Raw genomic sequence first — 26,901 nt, 5'->3', positions numbered from 1 at the left:
TTGAGTGCAGTATACGCGAAATTTATTAAATTAGCGTGTGGATTTGTTGTATTTATGAAAGCGTTTGTGTTGTTAGTTTTTGTTCTCGCACTCTCGGGAACGGTTAGCGCTTCTGATGAGTTCTCTTGGCTTAAGGATGATTCACGTAGCGCTAGCAAAGTCCTCGATTATCTCTATAAGCAAAATGATAGGACTCATCTGTATCAAAAAAAAATTCGATCTCTGAGTGAATCTCTACAACAAGATTGGCAAGACAAGCGTCCGGTACGTGCCGATAAACCATGGCAGGAAATCAGTTGGTATGAGTATGCGATCCTAAACCGGAATGGTAAAAGAACCTTACTGTCTCGATTAGTTGGGAGTGAAGATTCAACCGAGTTGCTTAACATTGATGCTCGAGCTGCTGATCTCGACTATTACCAGCTCGGTGCTTGGGCATTAGACCCAACCAGAACAAAGCTTGCAATAGCAGAGGATGTAAGCGGTGCAGAACAGTACCGAGTGAGTGTTGTCGATCTTGAAACTCATCAAGTGACACCCATTGCTCAAAATGCAGACAGCTCACTGGCGTGGTCGAAAGGCGGTCAGTTTCTGTATTTGATTGAACTTGATAAGCAAACGTCTAGACCTTATGCGTTAACAAAATACTCCTTAAACAAGTCAAAGCCAATTCGCCTAATTGAAGAGGCAAATTCCGCATGGTTGCTTTCGTATTACCTTTCCAGTGATAAGCAATTTGCTGTGGTTCAGGCAAACAGTGAAAACTCCAGCGAGCAACGCTTATTAAATCTTGATAACGGTGAGGTCTCTGAACCAATTTTACCACGCAAAGCAGGAGTGGAATACTACGTTGATGTTGCGGGTTCTATGTTGTTTGCCAACAGCAATCACGAGCGCAATGATTTTGCTTTTTACTCTGCACCACTTACTCAGGCTACACATATCAACTTTTGGCGAACGGTTTTTGAACCAACGGACGAATCTAGAATCAGTAACTTTTACTTGTTTGAGTCTGGTACCGTGATTATTAGTCAAAGTGGAGCAATTCAGTCTCTACACTTTTTCGATACGGATAACCGCCATCGAGCAAGTCAGCTTTTAGCAAAGCCGGGTCAAGTTGCTTGGGTAAGCCAAGTGGGTGACTATCAAAGTAATAAATTGCACATTCGTAGTATGTCGCTGATTCAGCCAGCAAAGTGGGAACGGTTGAACACTGACACTCTAAAACGAGAAGTCTTCTCTCAGGATCGTTATCCAGAATACCAAAAATCCAAGTATCACACAGAGCAAGCTATGGTGAATTCTGATGGGGTAATGATCCCGGTCACTTTGGCTTATCGTAAAGATAAACTTACCGATACCACGCCAGTGTTTTTATACGGATACGGGGCTTATGGCATGACGATGAAGCCCTACTTTATGCCTCAAATCATTAGCCTACTTGATGAAGGTGTAATTTATGCGATTGCACATGTTCGAGGTGGTGGCTTCTATGGTGACGCTTGGTATCAAGCTGGGAAAGGAATAAACAAAAAGAATGCCATTTCGGATTTCGTTGCCACTGCGCGAGATTTGAAAATGTATCACCAAGGTCAGCGAGCTATTTACGCGATGGGGGGAAGTGCTGGAGGCACTCTGGTTGCTGCTGCATTAAATGAGGCTCCTGACTTGTTTGATGGTGCGGTCCTGAAAGTGCCATTTGTTGATGTTGTGAATAGCATGTCTGATTCGTCATTACCTTTAACTGCTCAGCAGTACGGTGAATGGGGAAATCCACACATTACTGACGAATTGAAAGTGATGCAGCAATACGATCCTTATTTAAACCTTCGTGAAAAAAACTACCCACCGATATTGATTCAAGTTGGCCTTAACGACCGCCGCGTTCCCTATTGGGAAGGGGCTAAATATTACGCAAGATTAAGCGAGCTAACGACTGGAAGTGGGCCTTATCTATTGTCGACAAACTTTACTCAAGGGCATTCGACAGACAGACGAAAGTCCTTAGCACAACAAGCGTTTGAATACGCATTCCTTTTATCACTTACCCTGAAAGACATTAAAGCGGAGCAGTAAATGAAGCTTTCCCCCCTATCAGCGGCAGTACTGAGCGTACTTGCTGCCAACGTCGTGCACGCCGAATCTGAGGTTTACCACTTTGAAGAAGTACTCGTAACGGCGAACAAAATAGAGCAACCGTTATCTGAAGTGGCAGGTTCCGTAGCCGTGATCCCGGGTGAAGATCTAGAGAAAAAAGGCGCAACAGAGCTCTACGACGCAATAAAGAATGAACCTGGAGTCAGTGTTTCTGGGGGGGCTGGACGACCTCAAAACATTACGATCCGTGGGATGACAGGCAACCGGATTTTGATTGTGAAAGACGGAATAAAATCTGCTGATGGTTTTGGGGCAAATGACATCAATGACAAAATAGGGCGCAACTCGTTCGATATGTCGAACCTCGAAAGTATTGAAGTCATCAAAGGTGCGAGCTCTTCTGTATATGGTTCAGGCGCTATTGGTGGTGTTGTGGTGGTTAGGACGAAAAAGCCGGGAGATTACCTCGGAGATAAAGACTTCTACAGCGACGTCTCTGCAACCTATACCGGTATCAGTAATAAATACAAAGGCGCGACAAACCTTGCCTTCCGTTCGGGAAAATTCGAAAGCTTGGTCAATCTTTCTTATTGGGAAGGTGAAGAAACCCGTAATTTTGATGAAGACCGATATAACCGAAGTATCGATGGCGTCGGTAGTGGCTACACCCTGAATTACTGGTCAACTGATGCCTTGATGCTCAAAGGCAATGTTGAGTACTACAAAGATAATCTAAGTCGAAAAGAAGGATCCTCTAAGATCCAAAAAGACGGAAAATGGGACACTGAAGATTTTGATCAACAGTCTTATACCGAGACGTTTTCTGCGTATGCGGGATTTGAGTACCTACCTGCCAATACTTGGTTTGAGGAATTAGATGCCAAGATCTATTGGCGTGATATGACTAATGAAGATACCACTAATCGTTTGATGTCTCGAACCAACAACAACGTTTCCGAGTTACGTAGAACGATTGATGTTCGTGGTTTTACGGATCAGCTTCTTGGTGCAAACGCCGATTTTATTAGCGCATTTCAACATCAAAACATGAACCATACCTTGTCTTATGGTGTGAATATGGAAACCAACCTCCATGAGCGTCCAAGTCAATCGTCTGTTTTAGACTGGAACGGAGTGTCACTTAACGCGGATGTCCCTTTTGCTCCAGCTCGCTCTTACAATTTTGCTGCTTTTATTCGTGACGCGATTGAAATTGACCATTGGACTGTGACGGCAGGAGCCCGTTTTGATTTACACCAGTTGAAACCTGAGTCACAGAGCACAATCAATGGCTACGAAGTGAAGGAACAAAATTCGAGTGAGTTTTCTCCTAGCTTATCGGTTGGCTATCAGCTAACGGAATCATTAAATACCTACCTTTCGTACGACCACGGGTTTAGAGCTCCAGGCTATGACAAAATTTATGGTTATCAGAACCATGATTTTGTCCCAATTACCCCATTTGTCATTGTGCCAAATATGGATTTAGAGGCCGAAACCAGTGATTCATTTGAATTAGGCAGTAAGTTTGACAATGGACAGACGCAATTATACGCCGCCGTTTTTTATCAGAAGTTCGATAATTTTATCGACGTGAAGCAGGTTACATTTGTCCCAGACTCAAATACGGGTAACTACTACAAGCAATACCAAAATGTAAATGGAGTCGAGACATATGGCATTGAGGCTTCTATCGCGCACCGCTTAAGCGAGTTTTGGAGTGTGGGGACCAAAGCCGGCTATGTTGATGGGGAAGATGAGGATGGCGAAAAAGTTCGCACACTAACGCCTTGGGAAGGCAATGCCAGCGTTACTTATGATGACAACGCATTATCAGCGTATGCACAAGTTAATTGGGCGCAAGCGATGAGCAGCGTGCCTCAATGTGAAAATGATTTAGGTATCGTTACTGACTGTGCGACTACTTCTGGTTGGGCGAGTGTTGACCTTGGCGTAAGTTACTCTTGGAACTCTGGCTTGGATATCAGCGCCAATGTGATGAACTTATTCGACAAAGAATATATTCGTTACCAAGACGTTGCGGGTATTGCGAACAGCAATAAAACCTACTCCACAGAACCTGGTCGTTACTTCACCGTTAACGCCAAGTATGCGTTTTAAGGAGGGCATATGAAAAAGAGTCCTCTATACCTCGCTTTGTTCTTGGTTTCAGCAACAAGCAGTGCGGCCGAGTGGGATTACCCAATTGGTAGCACCGTTGTGACAACGCAACAAGAAGCTAAGACTTATCTAGAAGAAGCTTATCCTGAGGTTGGTACGTTAAGGTTTCGCTATGAAACACAGTCTAAGTTGGGGCACCACTATAACTTCGATGTCTTGATCGAAGGTGAGTATCAACAACAAAAGTCCATGGTCCTTTCCACCAATACTGACGAACAGGTATCACGTGTTTTCAGAAGCTTAGAAAATACCGTGTTACTCAACGGAAATCCGACAACGGCTGCTGAGCTGGAAGTTCCTCGTTTATTAGAAGCAGAGCGAGCGCCGAGCTTAAGCAGTGGGCAAGTTGTTGCTACTCATGTGAACGTGTTCAGTCCAGATTTGAGAACCATGGACAGAGCTGCACCACCAGAGACGCTGTTAACAGATGTCAATCAGTATCCAAACTCCCCACATTACGTGCAAGAGGATGTGGAGGTATTGAACCACAGCGATGGTATCTACCTTACCAATGCTCGTGTATCTCAGGTTGATGCAACAGCCTTGTATTCACTTGACCCAGACTCAGGTGCGACAACGAACCGTGACTCTTCAAATTTTCTCGCAGCTGAAGGTCTCACAAAGTTTGCCGATCTGAACGAGCTGCAAAATGTGGATTGGCAAGATGTGCGATTCCCACAATTGATGGTATTTGCTCATCTAGATCAGTCCTTAAGCTATATCAGCAGCTTGGGCTTTGATTTGTTTGATGCCCCGCTTGAGTTCGATGGCAGAGGCTTATCTGCAGATAACTCGACCTACTATTATGGCCCCAAAGCGGCTTTGTTTGGTATCGGTGGTGACTCTCCAGATGCATTAGATGGTGACGTAATTCTGCATGAGCTTGGACATGGAATTCATTATCACATAGTAAAAGATTGGGCTTACGGTCATACAGGTGCCATCGGTGAAGGGTTTGGAGACTACTGGGCGGGCAGCTTTAGTTTTCGTACTCAATATGAAAATGCACAGACTCGCGGGCAAGAGTTCGAGATAGATACTGTCTTTAACTGGGATGGTTACTTTGGCGTCAGGAATACTACTCGTAGCCTATGGAACCAAAGAGCACGTTACTTTAGACAAGCGGAATATCGCCCTCATGAAAGTGTTGCTGGCGAACTAGGTGATGAGCTTTGGTCAACGCCTTTATTCCAGGCCCTGAAAGCCTCGGTTGAGCAGCATGGTGAGATCGCTTTTAAAGAGTTTGATTCAATCATACTCGAATCTATGTACGGGTTAGGTCGTGGATTGAAAATGCACGACCTAGCTGAGAGCACACTGTTTGTGGCTCAAAAGCTGTATCCGAGTCGAGATTATGCAGAAATATTGAAGCAAAAGTTCGATGTGCATGGATTGATCATCGAGCCATTTAAAGTAGAGACTCTTGACCGTTATGTTGATCCAAAGAAGCCGTTGATGATTGAGTTGTACCCGACATTAAGACAGGCTCAAGTGGATGGCCAAATCAATATTTCAGAATTAGTGAAGTCGTTCGTTAGCGAGCCTGTTGATCAATTGTCGATAGAGGCGACACTTCCAACAGGCGAGATGTGTGGTTCTTCAGTCACCATGAATACGAGTGTTGACTATCGATACAGCGACGAACTGAAATTACAAAACTGGCAACGTGATTTGTCACTTGTTTATGGCTTACCTGTATTCGAATCCGATATTAAAGAAGTAAACAGCTACCTTCCCGATAGCCGGTTTAGCTCAACCAATCAGCCGATCGTTGGCTTTAAAACATTCAATTTCATTCTAAATGGAATGGGTCAGATCGCAGACGAGAATTTCGGTCTGTATTTAGATATCGACCACCCTCGGTTGAGCGATTTAGTGGTGACCCTTATTTCCCCGAAGGGAACACGAGTTGATTTACTTAACCATAAATCGACGCGATTTTCTGGCTTTGATGGTTATTTCACACTTAAGCATGACTCGGTTCTTGATTCGTTTAAGGGGGAGCCTATTAACGGGTCTTGGCGTTTAGAGATCGCCGATTATGTGAATGGTGAAACTGGGAACCTAAAGCGTTGGGGACTCGGCACTATTTCGAAATACGAATGCGGCGAAACGACGGTTCCACCTCAAGAACCAACAGTTACCAGTGGCTCTTCTGGTGGTTCAGCTTCACCCATATTGATTCTATTCATGTCCTTGCTCTCGTTCGGCAGGTCATTTGGTACGCGTTACTTGTCTTTAATGGCAAGGCTCTTTAAAAACAAAACAAGAAGATAACTCTATGAAACCTCAATTGACAATTTTGGCCATCTCTTTGGCTCTTGCTGGCTGCGGTGGTTCAGGCGGTTCCGATACCTCTGGATCAGCTGCACCAACTTATACCGTGTCAGGTACAGTGACAGCACAGAATGTAGATTTACAAAGTAAGGTCTGTGCAGACATAAATCAAAACTACATGTGTGACAGCGGAGAACCAAGTTCGACGGCTAACGCGAATGGCGAATTTAGTATTACTAGTACTAAGAAGTCGATTTTATCGGTTCCTTTGTTAGCTCAGGTGGATACGGGGATTGCAGCCAATAGCACGAGCGGTTCTGCATCGTCTTACGCTTATATTGCCGCTCCCGGTCTTCAAAAAAATACGGGGAATGAGATTAATGGTATCAGTTCACTATTGGCGGGTTATGTCGCGGACGGATTGACGGTAGCTGAAGCTAACAAAAAATTAAAAGCGCAGTTGGCGAAAAGTGGCATCACTATATCTGGCGATATTCAAGACGATTTATCTGCATCTGAACTCGCGAGTCTGGAACAAAATATCGTATCAACAATTAAGGCGTTTAAGCACTCTAATCGTGCGTTCATGCTGGCTCAATTGAGTGCGAAATTTGATAAGAGTGCGGCCGATTATGTAGGTGGAGTACTCACTAATGACCAAGTTACTGCTTTTGCAAATTTCCTCGAAGGAGAGCTAAAAGCTGCGACAGCATTGAATGATACGGGTGTTTTACGCTATTTCTCAGATATCGATGACACACAAAATGTCGTTGAACCACAGAGTTCATTCCCAGGTCAAGATGCAGAATACGGCTTTGATAAAACAGAACTGAATGACAATACCGGCAATGGTTTCCAGTTCGCAAAGTTAGATTCAAGTGGTCAGGTGCTTGCTGATGATGCTGCGGAGTGGTCTTGTGTTTTGGATCAACGCAGTGGCTTGATTTGGGAATCGAAAACGGATGACGAAAGCTCTATTCAATATAAAGATCGCATATTAGCGCTTGAGCTACCCGGACTAGTAACGCCTTACGATCAAGATGTTGATTTAGCGACGTGTAAAACGAAAGGCGATGCGATATGTACCACTCAAGATTACGTTGAACATATCAATGCAATGAACTTATGCGGCAAGTCAGATTGGCGCTTGCCAACATTCAATGAATTCTACAACGTGCTCGACTTCGGTGAGACAGAAACCAACTCGGATGGTGAAGTTTATGGTTTAACTTACAAGTACTTCCCACATCAAACCCTTGGTATTGACTATACAATTTACACTGGCTCGGTATGGACTCAATCCATAACTTATAGCCAATACACAAATGGCGCTGTAAAAGGTGGTTTCTATTATAACGAGATTGGAACCCAGGGTTCAGACAGAGGGGTTGTTGGTTCTATAGAGATCTATTCAGGTGATGTTGATTCTTCGGATAATTATGACTCGTTCCAATTCCCAATTCGTTTAGTTTCACTACAAGGTCAATAGATATGAAAAATTTACTCTCCATTACTTTAATGGCTCTGTTTTCTGCGGGTGCAATGGCACAAGAGTGCAGTTTAGATATGGAAAAATCGGCTCCGAGCACGCGTTATGTTGCGAATGATAATGGTACGTTTAGCGATGAACTGACAGGGTTAACTTGGATGCGTTGCCAACTGGGTAAAACTTGGGATGCAAAGTCTTTATCCTGTGAAGGAACTGCCGAAACGTATCATTGGCAGAGTGCTCTCGTGATGGTCGAATCTATTAATGATAAGAGCGGTCATCATGCTTTGCATCAGTTTGCTGGGCAGAAAGAGTGGCGTATGCCAAATATTAAAGAGTTGGTATCTTTAAAAGAAGTGGCTTGCCATTCTCCTGCAATGAGTACCAAAGTGTTCGGTGATACGTTCAATTTTGAAACAGGTAACCTAGCCGCTTATTTATGGAGTTCGACTCCTGCGGGTGATGGACAAAACATAGTGACGCTTGATTCAATTAATGGTGAGGTTTACCAGTACAACGCTGCACAATATAAATTTAGCGTCTTGTTAGTTGCAGAATGATTTAGCTCTTAATGCATAAACAAAAGGGCCGTGGTTTTCCACGGCCTTTTAGGTTTTGGTCTTTAGGTCTTAACTTAAACCTTAAACCCTAGACCTTAAAGTAGTCCAACTGCTGTTTCTGTTGTTCAGCTAGGTTAGATAGCTCGTGGCTTGCTGCAGCGGCTTGAGTAATGCCGGTTACGTTTTGGCTTACTAAGCTGTAGATATTTGAGATATTACGGTTGATGTCTGAGGTTACTTGGCTTTGCTCTTCAGCGGCAGAGGCTACCTGAGTGTTAATCTCCGTCATGTCTGTTACCGAGTTAGCAATGCCTGAAAGGGCTGTGCTTACTTCCGCTGCCAGTGTTTGGTTGTGCTCTAGCATTGCCAGTGAGCTGCTCATGCTCTCGTTAGCGTTGCCAGATTGAACCTGCAAACCTTCAATAATGGTTTGGATCTCTTTGGTTGAATCTTGAGTACGTGCCGCTAGCATTCGAACTTCATCAGCAACCACTGCGAAACCACGACCGCTTTCACCTGCACGAGCGGCTTCAATTGCTGCGTTAAGCGCCAGCAGGTTAGTTTGTTCAGAGATACTTTGAATCACCTCAATCACTTTACCAATCTGTTCAGAGTGCTCTTTTAGCGTGCCCACAACATTTGCAGCTTCGCTTAGCTGAATCGCCATCTGTTCGTTAGCTTTGTTGCTTTCATTAAACAAGCTCATGCTGTGTGTCGCCATTTCGTCAGCTTGCTTAGACGCTGAGTCGGCTTGTACTGCGTTCTCATTAACGTGTGCTGCCGTGCTTTCTAATTGGTTTACAGCAGAAGCAACTTGTTCTACTTCTTGCTTCTCTTGGTCTGAATTAACGCTCGATTGTGTCATTACTGCTGCTAACTCTGTCGACGCAGAAGCCACTTCGATACTGATTCGAGACAGCGAGCTTACAGTGTCACGCAGCTGTTCAACAGACTGGTTTACGTCTTGCGCTAGGCGTGAGATTTCGTTGTCGCCATACTCTTCTGCTTTAACTAACAAGTTACCTTTTGCGACTTCGCGCATGGTTGCTTGAATATTGCTGATCGGCTTAACAATGATGCCAGCCAGCGTCCAACTGATAATTAGAGCTACAGATAGGATCACTAGAAGCGCAATGGTTGCGGTATTGAGTGTGCTGGTGTGTTGCTGACCATTGATGTCGACTTCTTGAGTCGCAAGCAGATTCAACTTTTTAGAAAGCGTGTTGATCGCTTGCACCATGTCATTACCCGCGTGACGGTATTGGTCGATTGCAATCTGGTAGCGGTTTTCAAAATCTGAAGAGAGTGATGCATCGCCGTGCTTCGCTCTTAATAGAGGAAGCATCGTATTACGTGAGAAATCAACGTAATGTTCCATGGCCTTACGCATGCCCGCGACTTCGTTTTGCATTCCTGGTACGGTGTCCAATGAATCCAATAGGCGAGTATTCTGATCACGCTTTTGGTTAAGCGTTTCTACTAGAGTTTTTACATCATCGGCGTTAAATAAACTGTAAATTGCTTTAATGCGCATACCGTAGCTGTTGTCGACGATTTCGCTAAGCTCTTCTTTATGTAGGATGAGTTGGTCCGTTGCTGTTGATACATCTTTAAATGCGCTTTCCAGCTTATCACCACCGATAATGACGCCCGCTAAAAGTACTACAACGGAAAATAGCACTGGAATAAGAATCTGTATTTTTATAGATAAGCCACTGAGTAGTTGGCGCATGTATTGTCCCTCTTTGAATAAACGAATAAATGAGAATTGTTCTTATTAGAATTGATTGGCGATTTTAACTAATAAGATTGATAATTCAATCAGTAATGGCTTCTGCTTTGATAAATGCGATAGATATTTGATATGTATTATTATTTCTCGTTTTAAATGGCAGTTTGGTAAATCTTTCCATCATTCATGGCTGTTTAGTAAGAAATAGTGGCAGCGTTCGAGATAAGTCAAGCCGTTACTTGAAGTTGAGCGCTTAGATTTTTTGTGAGGAGTGGATGGAATAAGTGAATCAATGGCTATGACTATCAAGTGGTGGAGTAGGGGAGAAATTAGTCATTCATCTGTAGTTGTCATATAGGCTTCAATTTAGTGAAACACAACTGTCACATTCAGATTCTAAAGTGGGCACCGTTCAAGCAAAACATAACATTACGGCAATAACGCCACTAAAGGAAATTTGTGATGAAAAAGACAGTTATCGGTGCAATCGCCCTTCTAGGTGCACTAACAGTGACTCCAGCTTCAGCTAAAGAAACTATTTCAGCAGTTGGTTCAAGCAGCGTGACTCCACTGATGGAAGTTTTCTCTGAAACATACATGAAAACGAATTCAAATGTATTTATTGAAGTGCAAGGCCCTGGTTCTTCCGCTGGTGTTAAAGCGGCTAAGAACGGCAGTGCAGATTTAGGCATGTCTTCTCGTAACCTTAAAGACAGCGAGAAAGAATCAACTTTAGTTGAAGAAGTGGTTGCTCGTGATGGTATCGCAGTCGTCGTTAACCCTAAGAATAGCCTTCCGGGTCTAACCGCTGAGCAAGTTACAGCTATCTACAAAGGCGAAGTAACAAACTGGAAAGACGTTGGTGGTGCAGACAAGCCAATCGTAGCAATCACTCGTGACACAGCATCTGGTACTCGCGGTGCATTCGAAGACATCATGTCTCTTAAAATGAAGATTTCTGGTAAGAAAGTGTCAGCAATCTCTCAACGTGCTCAAGTTGCTAACGGTAACGGTGCACTAAAAACAATGGTTGCATCTAACCCTTATGCAATCGGCTACATCTCTCTAGGTACAGTAGATAACTCAGTAAACGCGCTTGCAATTGACGGTACTGAAGCATCTGTGGACAACGTTAAGAACGGCTCTTACAAAGTAGCTCGCCCTTTCTTAGTTCTCTATAAAGAAGGCCAACCTTCTTCTGAAACTCAAAAGTTCCTAGATTGGATGCTAACAGACGAAGCTCAGTCTTTAGTTGAGAGCAATGGCTACATCTCAATTAACTAATCTAAACCTAAATTAATAATATTGCTCAGCCTACCTTTTCAGGCTGAGCCTTTTCTATCCCACTTCGAGTTAACCCGGTACGCTCATGTTACGTGCTAGGGATTATCGATATGTGAGACTTGTTATGACCATCGCAACGAATAGTGAACAGCTTATGAATAGCGAAGCGACTCAACTGAAACGCAGCTTACGTCAAAAGAAGCGTGTAGATTGGAAAGAGCGTATTTTTCACGGCTTATTTCTTACAAGTGCAATTATCGGCATCGTATCTCTTGCTGTTATTGCTTACTTCATCGTTAAAGAAAGTATCCCCGCATTCCAAGAAGCGGGCCTATCAGGTATCGTTTTAGGGCAAAACTGGTTACCACCTGCACTTTACGGCGTTGCTACCATGATTGTAGCTTCTGTTGTGTCGACATTAGGTGCGGTCGTTGTTGGTGTCCCTATTGGTGTACTAACGGCAATATTTATTGCGGAAATTGCACCAAAGCGTCTCGCGGACATCATTCGCCCTGCTGTTGAATTGTTAGCGGGTATACCATCGGTAGTTTACGGCTTCTTCGGCCTAGTCATTATTGTCCCTTTGATTCAAAACGTCTTTCAAGTCCCTGCGGGCAACACCATCTTGGCGGGAATCATTGTACTCGGCGTGATGATCCTTCCGACGGTAATCACGGTGTCAGAAACGTCCATTCGTGCAGTGCCAAGAACATATAAAGAAGGATCTTTAGCGTTAGGTGCTTCAAAGATCTTTACCATCTTTAAGTTGCTCGTTCCTGCTGCTCGTTCAGGCATTATGACTGGTGTTATTTTGGGTATCGGTCGTGCGCTAGGTGAAACGATGGCAATCATCATGGTGATGGGTAATGCGCCAGCTATGCCGGAAGGTATTTTGGATTCTGCTCGTACACTTACCGCGAATATTGCGATTGAAATGTCTTACGCAAGTGGTGTTCACGCAAGTGCGCTATACGCAACGGGTGTTGTTCTTCTTATTTTCATCATGTCTCTAAATGCGATTCTCCTTTACTTGAACCGTGAGAAGGCGAGGTAAACATTATGTCTTTAGAAAATAACGTAACACCTCAAGCTAAAACAATAATGTCACAAGGTAGCAAGATGGATAGAGTCGCATTGAAGAAAGCACGTGTACGTACAGATGTCGTTCTAAGTGGCTTTATTTGGGCGGCAGCCGCTTTAACAGTTGGCTTCCTGTTCTGGATTATGTGGTACATCCTTTCTAACGGTTTACAACACGTAGATTGGAAGTTCATTACTGATGACTACACTCGTACTGGCGATGAGCACGGTATTTTCCCGATGATAATCTCTACGATTTATATGGTTATCGCTTCGATTGCTGTTGCCGCTCCACTTGGCATTATGACGGCAATTTATCTAACGGAGTATGCAAAAGTTGGCAGTCGTTTGGTTAAGATCATTCGTTTTTGCACAGAATCGTTAGCGGGTATCCCGTCGATCATTTTCGGTTTGTTTGGTATGACATTCTTCGTAGCTATTTTAGGTTTAGGCTTCTCTATCCTATCGGGTGCGTTGACCTTGAGTATCCTGATTCTCCCGGTGATTATTCGAACCACAGAAGAAGCGTTGATGGCTGTTTCTCAAACTTACCGTGAAGGTTCGTATGGTTTGGGAGCTTCTAAAATATATACAATCTGGCGTTTGATTCTTCCAAGCGCAATGCCAGGTATCTTAACTTCGGTCATTCTTAGTATTGGTCGTGTAATTGGTGAATCTGCGCCAGTATTTTTGACCGCAGGTATGGTTGCTCGTATCCCAGATTCATTATTGGATTCTGGTCGTACACTAACGGTTCACTTATATAAATTAACGACCGAACTGTTTACCATTGAAGAATGGAATCAAGCATACGGCACAGCAACAGTACTGATTGTTCTTGTACTGCTGATCAACACACTCACTAAGTTGATCGCAAGACGTTTTAATACTGCAACTTACTAAGCAGGTTTTTCTAGAGCTAAATGAGCTCATAAAACAAACACAGTACAGACTTTGACGAATTACGAGATTACGAACATGAACAAATTTAATATTAAAGACCTAGACCTTTTTTATGGTGACAACCAAGCACTTAAGTCAATCAATTTACCCGTACCTGAGCGTCAAGTTACCGCGCTTATTGGCCCGTCTGGTTGTGGAAAATCAACGCTATTACGCTGTCTTAACCGCATGAATGACCTAATTGAAGGTGTTAAGATTACAGGCCTTCTTGAGATGGACGGTACCAATATCTACGGTAACATCGATGTTGCAGACTTACGCATTAAAGTGGGCATGGTATTCCAAAAGCCAAACCCATTCCCAATGAGCATTTATGAAAATGTAGCTTACGGGTTACGTGCTCAAGGCATTAAAGATAAAAAGCACATTGATGAAGTTGTTGAAAGCTCACTTCGCGGTGCAGCATTGTGGGATGAAGTAAAGGACCGACTGAAGTCGCACGCTTTCGGTCTATCTGGTGGTCAGCAACAGCGTCTATGTATCGCTCGTACCATTGCAATGGAACCGGATGTAATCCTGATGGATGAACCAACATCGGCTTTAGACCCAATCGCGACACACAAGATTGAAGAATTGATGGAAGACCTGAAGAAAGATTTCACTATCGTAATCGTAACGCACTCAATGCAGCAAGCGCGTCGTATTTCAGACCGTACAGCTTTCTTCCTAATGGGAGAGCTTGTAGAGCACAACGAAACAAGTGTTATCTTCAGCGAACCCAAAGATGATCGTACCAAAGGTTACGTAAACGGTGACTTTGGTTAATTGAGTATTTAAGTGTTGTATTTGACCTTTTGTTTCCGCTGTCAAATACCCAAGCACGCTAACTGAAACGCAGGCTAGATAATCGAATAGATCGACAGAATTATCACTATAACTATAAGCGATGGAAGTTTTGCCCCACTTTGGTTGGGGCTTTTTTGTGCTTCTAAAAAAGCACCAATGTCGATGTAACTTTGGGCAAGAAATCCCATTTTTGTAGTGCTTCTCATGTCTGTAATAATGTTAAAAGTGAAATTGCGATCCGCTTAACATCTCATTTTTAGTTATATTGATTGCATATTAAGGCTTCGGTATTTTTGCTTCATTCTTAATAGCCAATGGACGATCGCTGTGTCTGTAAAAGCCTTTGCAAAGCAAATATCTGCTATTCGTGATCATCGTTTATTGGCTGAATCTCTTTTTGAGTACCTTGTTGAAGTGCTTATTCCCAAAGGGATTGGAATATTTTCTGAGCCGAAACCGGAAAGTGAATCGTTGCTGCTATTTTCTTGCGGTAACCTAACTCCATTGTCGAGCTACCCCGCGCCATTTTGGTCATGGATTTCACAATTTGATACTGCTGATGGAATGTTGCCTATGGCCGCTAATCCATGTCAATGGGAGCATGTGGACGTATTGAGTTGTGAGTCATTCATCATGGTACTCGACAATGCTCCTGATTGTAGAACTTATTTAATGGTTCAGAATTGCAATACTGAAACACTCAATCAGGCTTTTGAGCAGAAGTTTGATATTCTTCAGTTAGCTGCAGCCCGTTGGCAGTGTATTCGCGCAGAAAAAAATACGGCGATTGAGATGAAGCACAGAGATATTCGTGAAGCTCAATACCTTGATGAGATCAAGCTACGTGATCTATTTGTCGATAACATGAAGTTAGTCCATCAGGTGGCGTTAGAGCTTTCTAACCCTGAGTCATTGGATGCGTTGTACAAGGCTTCAGTTGAAGCGGTTCGCGACCGATTAGGCTTTGATCGTGCCATTTTCATGCTACTCGATATGAAGAAGCGTTGTTTCAGTGGTACTTATGGCACTGACGAATCTGGTAAAACAAACAGCGAACACCATACTCAGTACGATTTACATCAATTAGAAGCTGAATACATCGAGGCGTTGTCAGATAATCACACTAATCTGGTTGTCATCGAACAGGCCCCCTTATATACAGAAGGAAACGTGGTCGGGCAGGGGTGGAACGGTATGCTTATATTGCGTGAAGGGGACAAACCTGTCGGCTGGATCGCCATGGATAACTACATTCACCGCTCGCCAATTACTAACTATCAAAAGCAGATGCTCGAGTCATTTGGCTCGCTGCTCTCTCAGATCTACATTCGTAAACGCCAAGAGCAGAACATACGCATGCTGCACTCGAGCATGGTTGAGCTGTCTCGTTGCGACAGCGTCAGTGAAGTGTGTAAATCAGCCGTCAGTTTTGCGATTCAGCACTTAGGCATTGACCGATTAGCGGTTTTTCTCACGGATAAAAACTGTAGCTATATGCAAGGCACGTGGGGCACCGACATTAAGGGCGATATTGTCGATGAATCCTATTATCGTTCAGAACTGGTGGAGCGTGACATCGTAGCTGCGGCTCGTGCTTGTCCGAATCAAGTCGCGTTCGAAGAGTCTGTGCCTATTTATCACGATTTCAATATTGTCGGAGTCGGTTGGACGGCAATGACCATGCTCACCACAAACACCGGTGAGCCGATTGCGTTTATTGCCGCCGATAACTTGTTAACACGTAGCCCTTTAACTTCTCAACTACGCGAAGTGATTCGTATCTTTGCCTCTAGCCTAGCAGAGGTGTTGCAAAGAACTATGGCGCAAGAAGAGCTCAAAAAGCTCAATGAAACGCTAGAGCAAGAAGTCAGTAAGCGAACTCAAGAGCTGGAATTAGCCAATGAGCAACTGGATGTGATTTCTAAGCTTGATCCGCTGACTCGCCTTGGCAACCGCCGAATGTTGGCTCAGGTTCTAGATGATTTAAATTGCGACGATCAAGGCGCATTCGCCACGCAATGCGAAGTCACATTTGGATTAGTTTTAGTCGACCTCGATCACTTTGGTTTGTACAACAGCGTATATGGTCATACTGAAGGGGACGCAGCTCTGCGCACCATTGGCAAGATACTTAATGCTCATGTTCATAGTGACAAGGAAACCTTCTGTCGTATTGGCGGAGAGGAGTTTATGTTGTTAATGATTGGCACCCATCACTCTGAAACTAAACAGCGTGCAGAGTCGATCAGAAAATGCATTGAAGAGGCGAAGATCCTCCATTGTGAAAGCAGTACCAGCCAGTATTTAACTGCGTCTGTCGGGTATGCCTCGATAACTTCTGATCAGCACCAGTTTGACTTCGACTTACTGTATGGCAAGGCGGATAAAGCTTTGTATCAAGCCAAAGACTCAGGGCGAAATCGGATCGTTTCTGCGTTGAAACGTAAAAAGGTCGCAGTTTCAATTTCTTAGTGCGGTATTTGTTTCTTCCTAGCGTAAAAACAAATGAAGCCGTGATGGTCACAAGGTGGTTATCACGGCTTCGTTCATTTTTGTTTACTTAGATTTTCTGCTTACTTAGATTGCTGGTTAACTAAAGCGTTTCTAGTGAGCTTTTACGCGTTTTGCTTGTGACTCGCTTTGGTTTTTTAACTGCTTTGAGCACCTCAGAAGGGTCCCATGACTGAATTGGTGAACCAGCTTCACCATAGAGGCTCTGATTGAGCTTCGTTAGCTCAGTTTCAATCACTTCTATTGTCTCGTCACTCAAGTCTGGATTTTCTGCTTTCCATTGATCAAACAAGGTTCTGGTCATCACACCATTTTTCGCCTTCAGCGCTTCAATAAGAGCGTCTGCCGTATCTGATTGATGCTGAACTGGGCGCTTTGGTTTTACTGCTGCGCCGCGGCGTGACCAGAAGTAGAAAGCAACCGCAGAGCTGATTACCCACAAGACTGCAAATAGCGCGGTTAGGTAAGGCCATATCCCAGGGCTATCCACAGTAACAACCGTCGGGCTTACTTGTTGGGCGGGCGTAGCAGTAACTGGTGGAGTGCTTGACGCTGTGCGATCACTTGCTTTGACAGCTAACTCTAGCCCCTGCGCTTTGCTGGTTTGTTCTGATTGCGAATCGGTGTTAAACCAAGCTTGAGACACATCAGGGAGCGAGGTAGTTCCTGCCTCTTTCGGAATCAATACTTGCTTGTAAACAACGACAGCATCACCTGACTGAGTTGTGCCAAATTGCGGCTTCTCTTCATAAACACGTACCGAATTAGGGTACGTGATATTCAGTTTTGGCAGCTGGTGTTGCGTTAAATTGCTAGCGGTCATGGTGATGGTTCGAGTTAACGAATCACCGGCTTCCATTTCAATGGTTGGGTTACCGCCTTCTAAACCATTACTATTTCCCAGTTGATTGCCTTGGCTATCGGACCATTGTTGAATCAGTTTAAAGTTTGATGTTGGTAACCACTCACCTTGGTAGCCTTTTGGCACCTCTTTGACGGTTACGTTTAAGGTTTCAACAGGTGTATCGAGCTGGAACAGACGCGTTGTACTGGAGTTGTTGGTTGAGTAAACAACGGCTCCAGTCAGCTTGGGTCCGTTTAGCTTAAAGTGTCCGGCCTTTTGTGAAGAGATACGGAACGACTGCTGAACAACTGTGACTTCTTGTCCATTGAGAACATCTTGAAATTGCTTCGATTCACCAATAGGTTCCACATCTAAGCCCGGCGAGCTCGGTGGCGCAATTTTAGGATCTTGCAGCCTTCTTGGGTCTGCTTTGATGATGAGTTTTACATCAAGCTCAGCCACTTCTTGTGGGTACAGCGAGTTCTTGCTGAGATTAAGCTGGAACTCTGCCATGTCATGTTGAGTGGGTGCAGCTTTATTAACGGCAACATTGATGGTGATTGGCTTAGTTTTCGCCCCTTCAATATCGAAGCTAGGAATTTGTATCTTGCCCAAACGCAGTGGAGCAAGGCTGATGTTCCATTCACTTGACACCGAACGGCTGCCATTGACGATCCGCATCGACGACCCAAAGTTTGGTGTGCCGACATAAAAATCCTGCTGGAGCGCCGTTAGATCTAACGCGTCAGAAGAGACCTTTTCATCGGTTGCTACTCTAAGAAGGAATACTTCATCTTTGGTGACACTGTTATGTGAAACACTCGCCACGGCGTTTGCAGCCAATGCTGAGAAGGACGAGAAAGGTCCCAACAACAATGTTAGGAGTACGGATAAAAATGGCTTGTTTAGAAATCGCATGGTTACCACTTTTTGTTCTGGTTGTTAGGAGCACTTTTTTGTCGTGCTTGTAAAATCATTTGCGCTTTAAGCAGTTGGCTTGGGTCACGGGCGCTTTCTACTTGCTCAAGCTTTCGCATATCTGGGTCACTCGATAGCGGTTGCCCTGAAGCTTGTGCTACAGCTTGTTTAGCATCGTCTTCACCTTTTTCGCTTGAAGCTTGCTGTGCGCTCGCACTTTGAGGTTGTGATTCATCTTGCTCTTGATCTTCTGACTGCTCGGCTTTATTTGGCTGTTTAGACTGAACTGTTTGCTCGCCTTCTTGTTCACCTGCATTTGCATCCGGTCGGTCTTTAGTTTGTCCTTGGTTTGCACTTTCAGCTTGGTCGCCTGTTGGGTTCTGCGAGTTTTCATTTTTTGCAGAACTTTGCTGTTGATCCGACGAGTCTTGAGAAGAATCATTTTGCTGACCTTGCTGACCTTGCTGACCTTGCTGACCTTGCTGACCTTGCTGACCTTGCTGACCTTGCTGACCTTGCTGACCTTGCTGACCTTGCTGACCTTGCTGACCTTGCTGACCTTGCTGACCTTGCTGACCTTGCTGACCTTGCTGACCTTGCTGACCTTGCTGACCTTGCTGACCTTGCTGACCTTGCTGACCTTGCTGACCTTGCTGACCTTGCTGACCTTGCTGACCTTGCTGACCTTGCTGACCTTGCTGACCTTGCTGACCTTGCTGACCTTGCTGACCTTGCTGACCTTGCTGACCTTGCTGACCTTGCTGACCTTGCTGACCTTGCTGACCTTGCTGACCTTGCTGACCTTGCTGACCTTGCTGACCTTGCTGACCTTGCTGACCTTGCTGACCTTGCTGACCTTGCTGACCTTGCTGACCTTGCTGACCTTGCTGATTCTGCTGGTCTTGGTCTTGGTCTTGGTCTTGGTCTTTTTGATTTTTGGATTCAGAATCGCCTTGCTGTTGCTGTTGCTGTTGCTGTTGCTGTTGCTTCCGAGCCTGTTCGACAATCTCTAAATTCTTCTTCGCGTAAGCATGTTCTGGGTTGCTTTCGAGAATACGTTGATACTCTTTTATCGCTTGGTCGAACTTGCCTTGTTTGGCTTGGGCGTTAGCAAGGTTGTAGCGAGCATCTTCGCCAGAAAGGCCTTGTAGCGTCTGTTCGGCCGCTTCGAAATCACCGGCTTTGTATTGCGCAATGCCTTTCCACTCTTGCTGCTCGAACTGTTCTGCAGCTTGTTGAAAGTCCTCATCTTGATACAACTGATAACCCACTTGGTCATCGGTTTTCCAAGGGTTTGCAAACGCAGTATTCGGTTGGCTGAACGAGACAAGTACAGCTAGACCACACCAAATAACCCCTTTTCGGAATAGCCCAAGAGCAGGAAGTAACAGAAACGGCAATAACCAGAAACCGTTGTTCACTCTGGTGTTGAGTGAGTTATTGGTCTTGGTCACTTCAGAGGTTGTTGCAACACGGTCGAGATAACTCGCGATGTGTTCAACATCTGAGTTATCAAATTGAACCTCAGTGAACGTGCCACCATAACTGCGAGTCAGGTCGCGCATGTTCTCTAAGTGAGTTCTCGCGACCACGGTTTGCCCTGAGTCAGTTTGAAGCATCGAACCTGTTGGTAACGAGATGGGCGCGCCACTTTCAGTACCCACCGCTAGAATAGATAACGTCCAATTGCTACCAGATAGCAGAGAGTCGATCTCTTTCTTCTCTTGGTCATCGATATCATCGGCAATCAATACCAAGTCACCTTGATAGATCTTCGCGCGAGTCATCATCTCAATCGCAAGCTTAACCGCAGCGGGAGCGTTGCTACCTTGGTAAGGCATGATATCCGGGGAGAGATTCGGCACTTGGTTCTTAATGGTGTTAATGTCTGACGTAAGCGGGCTAATGGTGTAAGCATCGCCAGCGTACGCGACCATTCCAGTTAAACCTTCTTTCCACAACGAAAGCAGATCAAGAGCCTTGTATCGCGCTTGAGTCAGACGATTTGGTTTTATGTCGGTAGCGTATAGAGACATCGACATATCCATTATCACAACTCGTGCCTGCGTTTTTTCAAAGCTCGGCTGTTCGTTTTTCTCGAAGCTTGGACCGGCTAATGCGATGACACCGACCAGCCACCAAATACCGAAGTAAGTACTGCGATTTTTCGACGGCTTGCTCGATTCTGGCGCCAAGTATCGAGCGATGTGTGACGCGAGTAATCCTTGTTTGGATTGTGTCTTACTTAGCCACCAAATAGCGGGCAGCACGGCAAGCGCCAAGAACCAATATGGGTAGATAAAAGTAAAGTTAGACATTGTTTCTCCTAATGGCTAACAGCATAAATGCGAAGAACATTGCCGCCGACAGTGGCCATACAAACCACTCTTGTTGCGGTCGCCAGATCTTAGTAGCGTTCGTCACGGGTTCTAACTGGTTGATGGTGTCGTAAATCGTTGCTAACTCTTTGCTGTCCCGTGCTCGGAAGTACTGACCGCCAGTGCGTTTGGCAATTTCCATTAGTGTGCGTTCATCCAGATCTTGAGCAGTATTGACCTTACGCGTCATGAAGAACTCTTTGACCATCATCTCGCCTGCACCGACACCCACGGTGTAAATTGTCGCGTCGTATTTCTTGGCAATATCCGCCGCTTCTAATGGGTCTAATACCCCGGCGGTATTACTGCCGTCACTGAGTAGAATCATCACACGCTGAGGGGCATCGCTGTCGACAAAGGTTTTGGTGGCAAGGCCAATACCATCACCAATCGCGGTTTGAGTACCGATAAGCTTTAACACCGCTTGATTGAGCTGTTGTGAAAGCGTGTCTCTATCTAGCGTAAGTGGGGTCTGCAAGTAGGCGTGATCGGCAAATAGCACCAATCCGACTCGGTCGCCTTTTCGTCGCTCAATAAAGTCACTCAATACGCGTTTCACAGCCGACAAGCGGTCGATGTATTCTCCATTGAACTGCATGTCCTTTTGGCTCATCGAGTAGGAAAGGTCGACAACCAACATCAAATCACGATGCTTCGGCTGAAATTCCACCGGTTCGCCATACCATACAGGGCGTGCGCTCGCCGTAACTAGCAGAAGCCAGATAACCACGGACAACGCCTTTGGTAAGCGACTGCTCGGTGTTTTGGTATTGCTGTCTTCGGGCAGAAATGGAAGCCTTAGGGCATTGCTTGATTCTGACTTTGGTGAGAACAAGTAAACGAGCAACGGCAGTAGCGCGATGAAGAACATCCACCACCAAACGAACTCGATGTTTAGCAAGTCCCTGCTTAGAAACATAGGGCTTAGAAAATCACTCATAACGACCTCGCTTAGCAGGAAGGGCTTTACGAAGCCAAGTTTCGCAATCATTAACCAATTGCTGTTGAGCCTTTTTCTGTTCGTCGTTCATTAGGGCTACATCTTGATAGAGCGCTTGTTGCCACTGGGATTGTTTTGCTACAAATAACGGCTTCGCCAATTGCGCATCTAAGAACTTCAACCAATCATCACCAGACAAACCTGCAATTTTTTCGCGTGGGAAATAGCTCAGTGCAGCCTGACGAACGATGTCTTGAGCTTTGCTCGGAGACAAGCCATCTTGGGACTGACTATTACTAAAGTAAGACAGCGCTTCTTGCTTCGCCTGTTGATTGTTTTTTCTGCGTTTTACAATAAAAAACACCAAAGCAATCAGGATAATGGCTGTGACAATTACGGCCCACCAACCCCACGCCAAAGGCCACCATGTTGGTGCGTCTGGCGCAATAACAGGGCTTAAATCTAAGGGCTGATTCATGACTGAGCTCCCGATATCTGGCTCATCAATGGCTGCGCACTCGACAGCGAGCTATAGGGTATCGCGAGAGATAATCCCATCAGTTGTAGCTGTTGCTGCTTGGCCGAGAAGGCATGGTTGAGCTTTTCCTTTTCTTTATTAGAGGAGAAGTTGAACCATTGTGTTTTGCTGCCATCGGTGACCTGTTTAGAACCTTTATAGGCGGTTTCACCTTGCTCTAGCGGATCGTAGAAATGCACCAGACGTACTCTGTTGTGTCGGCGAATTTGACTGATAAGTGAGTAGTCACTTTCTTGGTAACGCACAAAGTCACTGAGCATAATAATATCGCTTCCTTTAGGGCAAAGCTGGTGCAGAGATTTCAGCCCATGCTCTAAGGTCGTGTCATTATGATTGTCGTGATTAGACAGTGCCGCATTATTGATTTCTATGACTTTTTGCAAAATACGCAGTGGAGCATGGTTGCTTGCACTTGGCTTAATCTCAATGATCTCTTTGCCCGTATCAATCACAGAACCAATTCGGTCTTTTTGAGCCACAGTTAGCCAACACAGTTGACTGGCAAAGTGCGCAAGTTGAACTGATTTAAGCAACAAGGTTGAACCAAAAATCATACTGCTTGATAGATCCAAGAACAAAATGACAGGCTGCTCCCTTTCTTCAGAGAACAATTTGGTATGCGCCTTGCCCGTTCTGGCTGTCACGCGCCAATCAATGCTACGAATGTCATCGCCCGCTTGGTACTGACGAACTTCCGAGAAATTCATCCCGCGACCTTTGCGGTTGCTTTCGTGTTGACCATTGAGCTGTGACCATAGGCTCTTCGCCGGAGGCAACCATCGGACAGACTGCGCTTTGTATTGCAGCAGTTCGTCTAGATTCAGCATCACGCCGTCACTGTGGTTAGGTAGTTGATTATTCATGCGCGTACCCCTATGCGCTACCAACCAGTGAAATAAGGTGTGTGATCACTTGGTTCGCAGTGACACCTTCAGCTTGTGCGTGGTAGCTACGAAGTAGGCGGTGACGCAGTACAGGGAATGCCATCGCTTGAACATCTTGTGGTGTGACATAGTCGCGTCCAGCAAGCCAAGCGTGTGCACGAGCACAGCGGTCTAGGGAAATCGTTGCACGCGGGCTAACACCCATATCTAGCCATTGCTCCAGTTTGTCGCTGTATTGCTTAGGTTGGCGAGTCGCCATAACCAGTCTGATTATGTACTGCTCAATGGTGTCTGCCATGTGAATATTGAGTACTTCTTGGCGAGCTTCAAAGATCGTTTTCTGAGATATCTCTTGTGGCTGAATCGACTCGTTGCCTTGAGCTTCACCGCGGTTCAGGCGCAAGATCTCCAGCTCGCTTTCCATATCTGGGTATTCAACTTCTAGATGCAGTAAGAAACGGTCTAACTGGGCTTCTGGCAGTGGGTATGTACCTTCTTGCTCAATCGGGTTCTGTGTTGCCATGACCAAAAAAAGTTCAGGCAGAGCATAGGTTTTTCGACCTGCAGTGACCTGTTTCTCTGCCATTGCTTCTAGCATAGCCGCTTGTACTTTCGCCGGAGCACGGTTGATCTCATCCGCTAGAATGAGTGAGTTAAAAATCGGGCCAGATTGGAAGGTAAACTCTCCTGTCTCTGGCCGGAAAATGTCGGTACCCGTTAAGTCAGCAGGCAGTAAGTCAGGGGTAAATTGAATGCGGTGAAAGTCGCCCTCGACACAGTCTGCCAGTGATTTTACCGCACGGGTTTTTGCTAACCCGGGAGGCCCTTCGACTAGGATGTGACCATCCGCCAGCAGGGCGATCATCAGTTGTTTCACTAGTTCTTGTTGACCAATGATTTGAGACTCTAAATAGCTTTGAAGGACTTCGAAATTTGTTTTGTGCATTTTGGACTCTCTGGGTATCCATTTGATTTTTATTTTGAGTATTAGTCACTGATTTGTAGGAAAAAGTTCCAGTACATTTGCGGAATTTATTTTTCCAAAATTAGAGTGGTTTAAGCGCGGTTAGCTAAAATACCGTTAGCAATGATTTTTATCATATCAATCGCTTTTTATATACTAAAGCTCAAAAAAGTGCATCGTTGTGTGAGTTAGGTGAAATCTAAAATTCAGATTAGAAATTCATAACAAAAATCATTATATTTGCCTTGGTTATCATAACTTAAGAATAAGCGGAGCCAGTTGTTACATCATATTTGCAAGTTTTTGCGAGAATCCTCTCTAGTTTTATAGGCTTTGGCCGATATATTGCTCAGGTTGTGCATTGCTTGTTGGAGTGCACTAAACAAGTCCTGTTCAGGGTATACCAATAACGAGCGATTCTTTTAAAGGTCCAAATATGTTGAAAACTAACTCTCTGAGTATCAAACAAAAAGTTGTACTTGGAATTACCTTTGCGGTTCTTGCATCGACAGTGATTGTTGGTGCGATGGCCCAGCAACAAGCAAGAGATGTATTGAGTCATCGATTGATCGATATTGAGCTTCCAGGGATGCTAGAGCGAATCAATGGTGAAGTTGATCGCGAAGTCTCTCAGCTGTTGTTGGCGGCGGAACAAATTGCTTCAAATGAATTTGTTTCTGATGCTATCGAATCGACCGATCGCGATGCAGCATTAGAGAATAAGCTGGTTAAACAACTGAATAATGTTCGTAACCAATATCAGTTGAACGATGCCTCGGTAGCTAACCGCGAAACGGCTTACTACTGGAATCAAGATGGTTTTTTACGTCAACTTAATCAACAGCAAGATGACTGGTTCTTTGGCTTTACACAATCTGGTCAGAAGACAATGGTCAGTATGTTCCAAGAAGCCAATGGTGATGTGAAAATGTTCGCTAACTACCAACAGCCTTCAGGTTTGGCAATGTCTGGCTTATCAAAATCGATGGATGACATGGTTAGCCTACTTAACAGTTTTAAGATTGAAGATACAGGTTTTGTGTTTTTAACGGATAGTCAAGGTGACGTACAAATTCACCGCGAACGTTTTCGTAGTGATTCTTCACTCCAACAACTTTACGGTTCTCAATCAAGCCAATTATTGAACAAGTCGGGTTTCAACCTGATTACCACTGAAAGCCAGGGACAAGAGCTGTTCGTTGCGAGTTTATACGTGTCGTCAATGGACTGGTTTGTTGTTGGCGTAGTACCAACCGATGAAGTCTTTGCTGAGCTCGATGCCACCGCGCAAAAGATGCTGATCATGACTGCTATCGTTGCTTTAGTCTTTATCCTAATGGGCGTAGTGCTAGCAAACAGCATTACTCAACCGATTAAGCTGTTGGCTAAGCGTTTTGGTGATCTTGGTGAAGGTGATGGCGATCTTGCACAGCGTATTGAAGTGAAAGGCAATGATGAAATTGCACAGCTTTCTGCTGGCTTTAATGGATTCATTGAAAAAATCCATGAGTCGATGAAAGAGGTATGCTCAACCAGTCAAGCACTTCAAGTGGCGGCGGAGAGCGTTTCTAACAAAGCACATATCACTCATGACAACAGCCAAGAGCAGCGCGACCAAACCCTTCAAGTGGTTGCTGCTATTAACCAAATGGGCATGACCATCAGTGAGATTGCATCAAATGCAGCAACAGCAGCAGAAACAGCCACGCAAGCTTCGGGCAATACTGAAGTGGGTCGTTCTGTTGTGAACAAAGCAAAAGACGCGATTAGCCGTTTAGCTCAAGACATTGAAAGTACAGGTCAAGTGGTTGAGCAGCTTGCTTCAACAACGCAAGACATTGGCTCTATTCTGGGTGTTATCCGTGATATTTCAGAGCAAACTAACTTACTTGCACTGAACGCAGCGATTGAAGCAGCTCGTGCGGGTGAGCAAGGTCGTGGTTTTGCCGTGGTAGCAGATGAAGTACGAAACCTAGCAAGCCGTACTGCAGATTCAACGGAAGAGATTCAGAAGATGATCAACCAATTGCAAAGCGATGCGAAAGATGCGGTAACTGCAATGAGTGCAGGCAAGGTTATTACTCTAGAGGGTGTATCTGCATCGGATGAAGCGGTAGACGTGCTGGGTGGTATCTCAGACCGTATCGTTGATATTACCGACCGCAACACGCAAGTTGCTACGGCAACGGAAGAGCAATCGACAGTGGTTCACACCATCAACCAGAACATTGAAGAGATCAATGCGATCAACGAAGTGACGACGGGCACTGCTGAGCAACTTGCAGAAGCGAGCCAAGAGCTTCGCGACCTTTCTTCTCGTCTAGATAAGATGGTTGGTTCATTCAAGCTTTAACCCCTTAGGTCATAGAATGGCTTAGATAGTTACATAGACGAAGAGCTGGATTCATTTAATCGTGACTCCAGCTCTTTTTATTTACGGGCTTGTTTTCTTCTAACTGGCCTTAGCTTGATCTG

18 protein-coding genes are annotated in these 26,901 nt (G+C 44.9%); 11 read left to right on the top strand and 7 right to left on the bottom strand.

All coding sequences use genetic code 11. From position 1 onward, the window contains the following. Nucleotides 1–54 precede the first annotated feature (54 nt). From WR49_RS04295 to WR49_RS04275, 5 genes are read left to right on the top strand one after another with little or no spacing between them, the layout of a single operon-like run. A complete protein-coding gene (locus WR49_RS04295) occupies nt 55–2,076 on the top strand; it encodes a prolyl oligopeptidase family serine peptidase (protein WP_046223185.1) in 2,022 nt (673 codons plus the stop codon). Then, nucleotides 2,077–4,218 (top strand): TonB-dependent hemoglobin/transferrin/lactoferrin family receptor, encoded by a 2,142-nt coding sequence (locus tag WR49_RS04290; RefSeq protein ID WP_046223184.1) that lies wholly within the window; start codon nt 2,077–2,079, stop codon nt 4,216–4,218. Between the two features lie 9 nt (nt 4,219–4,227). After that, nucleotides 4,228–6,555, top strand: coding sequence for a proprotein convertase P-domain-containing protein (locus WR49_RS04285; RefSeq protein ID WP_046223183.1), 2,328 nt, complete (start codon nt 4,228–4,230; stop codon nt 6,553–6,555). 4 nt (nt 6,556–6,559) lie between these two features. Beyond that, a complete protein-coding gene (locus WR49_RS04280; RefSeq protein ID WP_046223182.1) occupies nt 6,560–8,044 on the top strand; it encodes an Lcl domain-containing protein in 1,485 nt (494 codons plus the stop codon). A 2-nt stretch (nt 8,045–8,046) separates the two neighbouring features. Then, nucleotides 8,047–8,604, top strand: a complete 558-nt coding sequence (locus WR49_RS04275; RefSeq protein ID WP_046223181.1) for an Lcl C-terminal domain-containing protein — start codon at nt 8,047–8,049, stop codon at nt 8,602–8,604. 88 nt (nt 8,605–8,692) lie between these two features. On the opposite strand, the gene WR49_RS04270 is transcribed toward WR49_RS04275, so the two are convergent. Then, nucleotides 8,693–10,336: a methyl-accepting chemotaxis protein gene (locus WR49_RS04270; RefSeq protein ID WP_046223180.1), complete on the bottom strand. Its 1,644-nt coding sequence runs from the start codon at nt 10,334–10,336 to the stop codon at nt 8,693–8,695. A 462-nt stretch (nt 10,337–10,798) separates the two neighbouring features. Here WR49_RS04270 and WR49_RS04265 point away from each other — a divergent pair, with 462 nt between their 5' ends. The 5 genes from WR49_RS04265 to WR49_RS04245 all read left to right on the top strand — a co-directional run bounded on the left by WR49_RS04265 (nt 10,799) and on the right by WR49_RS04245 (nt 16,921). Beyond that, nucleotides 10,799–11,620, top strand: coding sequence for a phosphate ABC transporter substrate-binding protein (locus tag WR49_RS04265; protein ID WP_046223179.1), 822 nt, complete (start codon nt 10,799–10,801; stop codon nt 11,618–11,620). A 124-nt stretch (nt 11,621–11,744) separates the two neighbouring features. Beyond that, nucleotides 11,745–12,674: a phosphate ABC transporter permease subunit PstC gene (gene pstC / locus WR49_RS04260; protein ID WP_017057899.1), complete on the top strand. Its 930-nt coding sequence runs from the start codon at nt 11,745–11,747 to the stop codon at nt 12,672–12,674. A gap of 65 nt (nt 12,675–12,739) precedes the next feature. Next, entirely contained in the window at nt 12,740–13,603 is an 864-nt protein-coding gene (gene pstA, locus WR49_RS04255) for a phosphate ABC transporter permease PstA (RefSeq protein WP_029627204.1), read from the top strand. A gap of 75 nt (nt 13,604–13,678) precedes the next feature. Further along, nucleotides 13,679–14,428 (top strand): phosphate ABC transporter ATP-binding protein PstB, encoded by a 750-nt coding sequence (pstB, locus tag WR49_RS04250; protein ID WP_017057901.1) that lies wholly within the window; start codon nt 13,679–13,681, stop codon nt 14,426–14,428. A gap of 348 nt (nt 14,429–14,776) precedes the next feature. Beyond that, nucleotides 14,777–16,921: a GGDEF domain-containing protein gene (locus tag WR49_RS04245; protein WP_046223178.1), complete on the top strand. Its 2,145-nt coding sequence runs from the start codon at nt 14,777–14,779 to the stop codon at nt 16,919–16,921. A gap of 121 nt (nt 16,922–17,042) precedes the next feature. Here WR49_RS04245 and WR49_RS04240 read toward each other — a convergent pair whose 3' ends face one another. The 6 genes from WR49_RS04240 to WR49_RS04210 are packed head-to-tail and all read right to left on the bottom strand — an operon-like array spanning nt 17,043 to nt 24,408. After that, the gene (locus tag WR49_RS04240; RefSeq protein WP_046223177.1) at nt 17,043–18,722 is read right to left on the bottom strand and encodes a BatD family protein; all 1,680 of its coding nucleotides are present in this window, start codon (nt 18,720–18,722) and stop codon (nt 17,043–17,045) included. 2 nt (nt 18,723–18,724) lie between these two features. Beyond that, the gene (locus WR49_RS21430) at nt 18,725–21,040 is read right to left on the bottom strand and encodes a VWA domain-containing protein (protein ID WP_197078519.1); all 2,316 of its coding nucleotides are present in this window, start codon (nt 21,038–21,040) and stop codon (nt 18,725–18,727) included. Further along, complete coding sequence (locus tag WR49_RS04225; protein WP_046223176.1) at nt 21,033–22,040, bottom strand: vWA domain-containing protein; 1,008 nt, start codon at nt 22,038–22,040, stop codon at nt 21,033–21,035. Before WR49_RS04225 ends, WR49_RS21430 begins: the two co-directional genes overlap by 8 nt. After that, nucleotides 22,033–22,518 carry a DUF4381 domain-containing protein gene (locus WR49_RS04220; RefSeq protein ID WP_046223175.1) on the bottom strand — a complete coding sequence of 162 codons (486 nt, stop codon included), beginning with the start codon at nt 22,516–22,518 and terminating at the stop codon, nt 22,033–22,035. Before WR49_RS04220 ends, WR49_RS04225 begins: the two co-directional genes overlap by 8 nt. Further along, the gene (locus tag WR49_RS04215) at nt 22,515–23,441 is read right to left on the bottom strand and encodes a DUF58 domain-containing protein (RefSeq protein WP_046223174.1); all 927 of its coding nucleotides are present in this window, start codon (nt 23,439–23,441) and stop codon (nt 22,515–22,517) included. Before WR49_RS04215 ends, WR49_RS04220 begins: the two co-directional genes overlap by 4 nt. A 10-nt stretch (nt 23,442–23,451) precedes the next feature. Beyond that, nucleotides 23,452–24,408, bottom strand: coding sequence for an AAA family ATPase (locus WR49_RS04210; RefSeq protein ID WP_046223173.1), 957 nt, complete (start codon nt 24,406–24,408; stop codon nt 23,452–23,454). A gap of 454 nt (nt 24,409–24,862) precedes the next feature. Between WR49_RS04210 and WR49_RS04205 the strand changes: the two genes are divergently transcribed. Then, nucleotides 24,863–26,779, top strand: coding sequence for a methyl-accepting chemotaxis protein (locus tag WR49_RS04205; protein WP_046223172.1), 1,917 nt, complete (start codon nt 24,863–24,865; stop codon nt 26,777–26,779). Nucleotides 26,780–26,901: the final 122 nt, after the last annotated feature.

Origin of the sequence: Vibrio sp. ECSMB14106, from assembly GCF_000972265.1 — a bacterium.
Taxonomy (GTDB): Bacteria; Pseudomonadota; Gammaproteobacteria; order Enterobacterales; family Vibrionaceae; genus Vibrio; species Vibrio kanaloae.
Note: the sequence above shows the minus strand (reverse complement) of the source record. Positions and strands in the feature narration are given on the sequence as shown.

Coding starts and splice junctions, on each gene's coding strand:
- WR49_RS04295 (WP_046223185.1), top strand. CDS start 55: ATGAAAGCGTTTGTGTTGTTAGTTTTTGTTCTCGCACTCTCGGGAACG.
- WR49_RS04290 (WP_046223184.1), top strand. CDS start 2,077: ATGAAGCTTTCCCCCCTATCAGCGGCAGTACTGAGCGTACTTGCTGCC.
- WR49_RS04285 (WP_046223183.1), top strand. CDS start 4,228: ATGAAAAAGAGTCCTCTATACCTCGCTTTGTTCTTGGTTTCAGCAACA.
- WR49_RS04280 (WP_046223182.1), top strand. CDS start 6,560: ATGAAACCTCAATTGACAATTTTGGCCATCTCTTTGGCTCTTGCTGGC.
- WR49_RS04275 (WP_046223181.1), top strand. CDS start 8,047: ATGAAAAATTTACTCTCCATTACTTTAATGGCTCTGTTTTCTGCGGGT.
- WR49_RS04270 (WP_046223180.1), bottom strand. CDS start 10,336: ATGCGCCAACTACTCAGTGGCTTATCTATAAAAATACAGATTCTTATT.
- WR49_RS04265 (WP_046223179.1), top strand. CDS start 10,799: ATGAAAAAGACAGTTATCGGTGCAATCGCCCTTCTAGGTGCACTAACA.
- pstC (WP_017057899.1), top strand. CDS start 11,745: ATGACCATCGCAACGAATAGTGAACAGCTTATGAATAGCGAAGCGACT.
- pstA (WP_029627204.1), top strand. CDS start 12,740: ATGGATAGAGTCGCATTGAAGAAAGCACGTGTACGTACAGATGTCGTT.
- pstB (WP_017057901.1), top strand. CDS start 13,679: ATGAACAAATTTAATATTAAAGACCTAGACCTTTTTTATGGTGACAAC.
- WR49_RS04240 (WP_046223177.1), bottom strand. CDS start 18,722: ATGCGATTTCTAAACAAGCCATTTTTATCCGTACTCCTAACATTGTTG.
- WR49_RS21430 (WP_197078519.1), bottom strand. CDS start 21,040: ATGTCTAACTTTACTTTTATCTACCCATATTGGTTCTTGGCGCTTGCC.
- WR49_RS04225 (WP_046223176.1), bottom strand. CDS start 22,040: ATGAGTGATTTTCTAAGCCCTATGTTTCTAAGCAGGGACTTGCTAAAC.
- WR49_RS04220 (WP_046223175.1), bottom strand. CDS start 22,518: ATGAATCAGCCCTTAGATTTAAGCCCTGTTATTGCGCCAGACGCACCA.
- WR49_RS04215 (WP_046223174.1), bottom strand. CDS start 23,441: ATGAATAATCAACTACCTAACCACAGTGACGGCGTGATGCTGAATCTA.
- WR49_RS04210 (WP_046223173.1), bottom strand. CDS start 24,408: ATGCACAAAACAAATTTCGAAGTCCTTCAAAGCTATTTAGAGTCTCAA.
- WR49_RS04205 (WP_046223172.1), top strand. CDS start 24,863: ATGTTGAAAACTAACTCTCTGAGTATCAAACAAAAAGTTGTACTTGGA.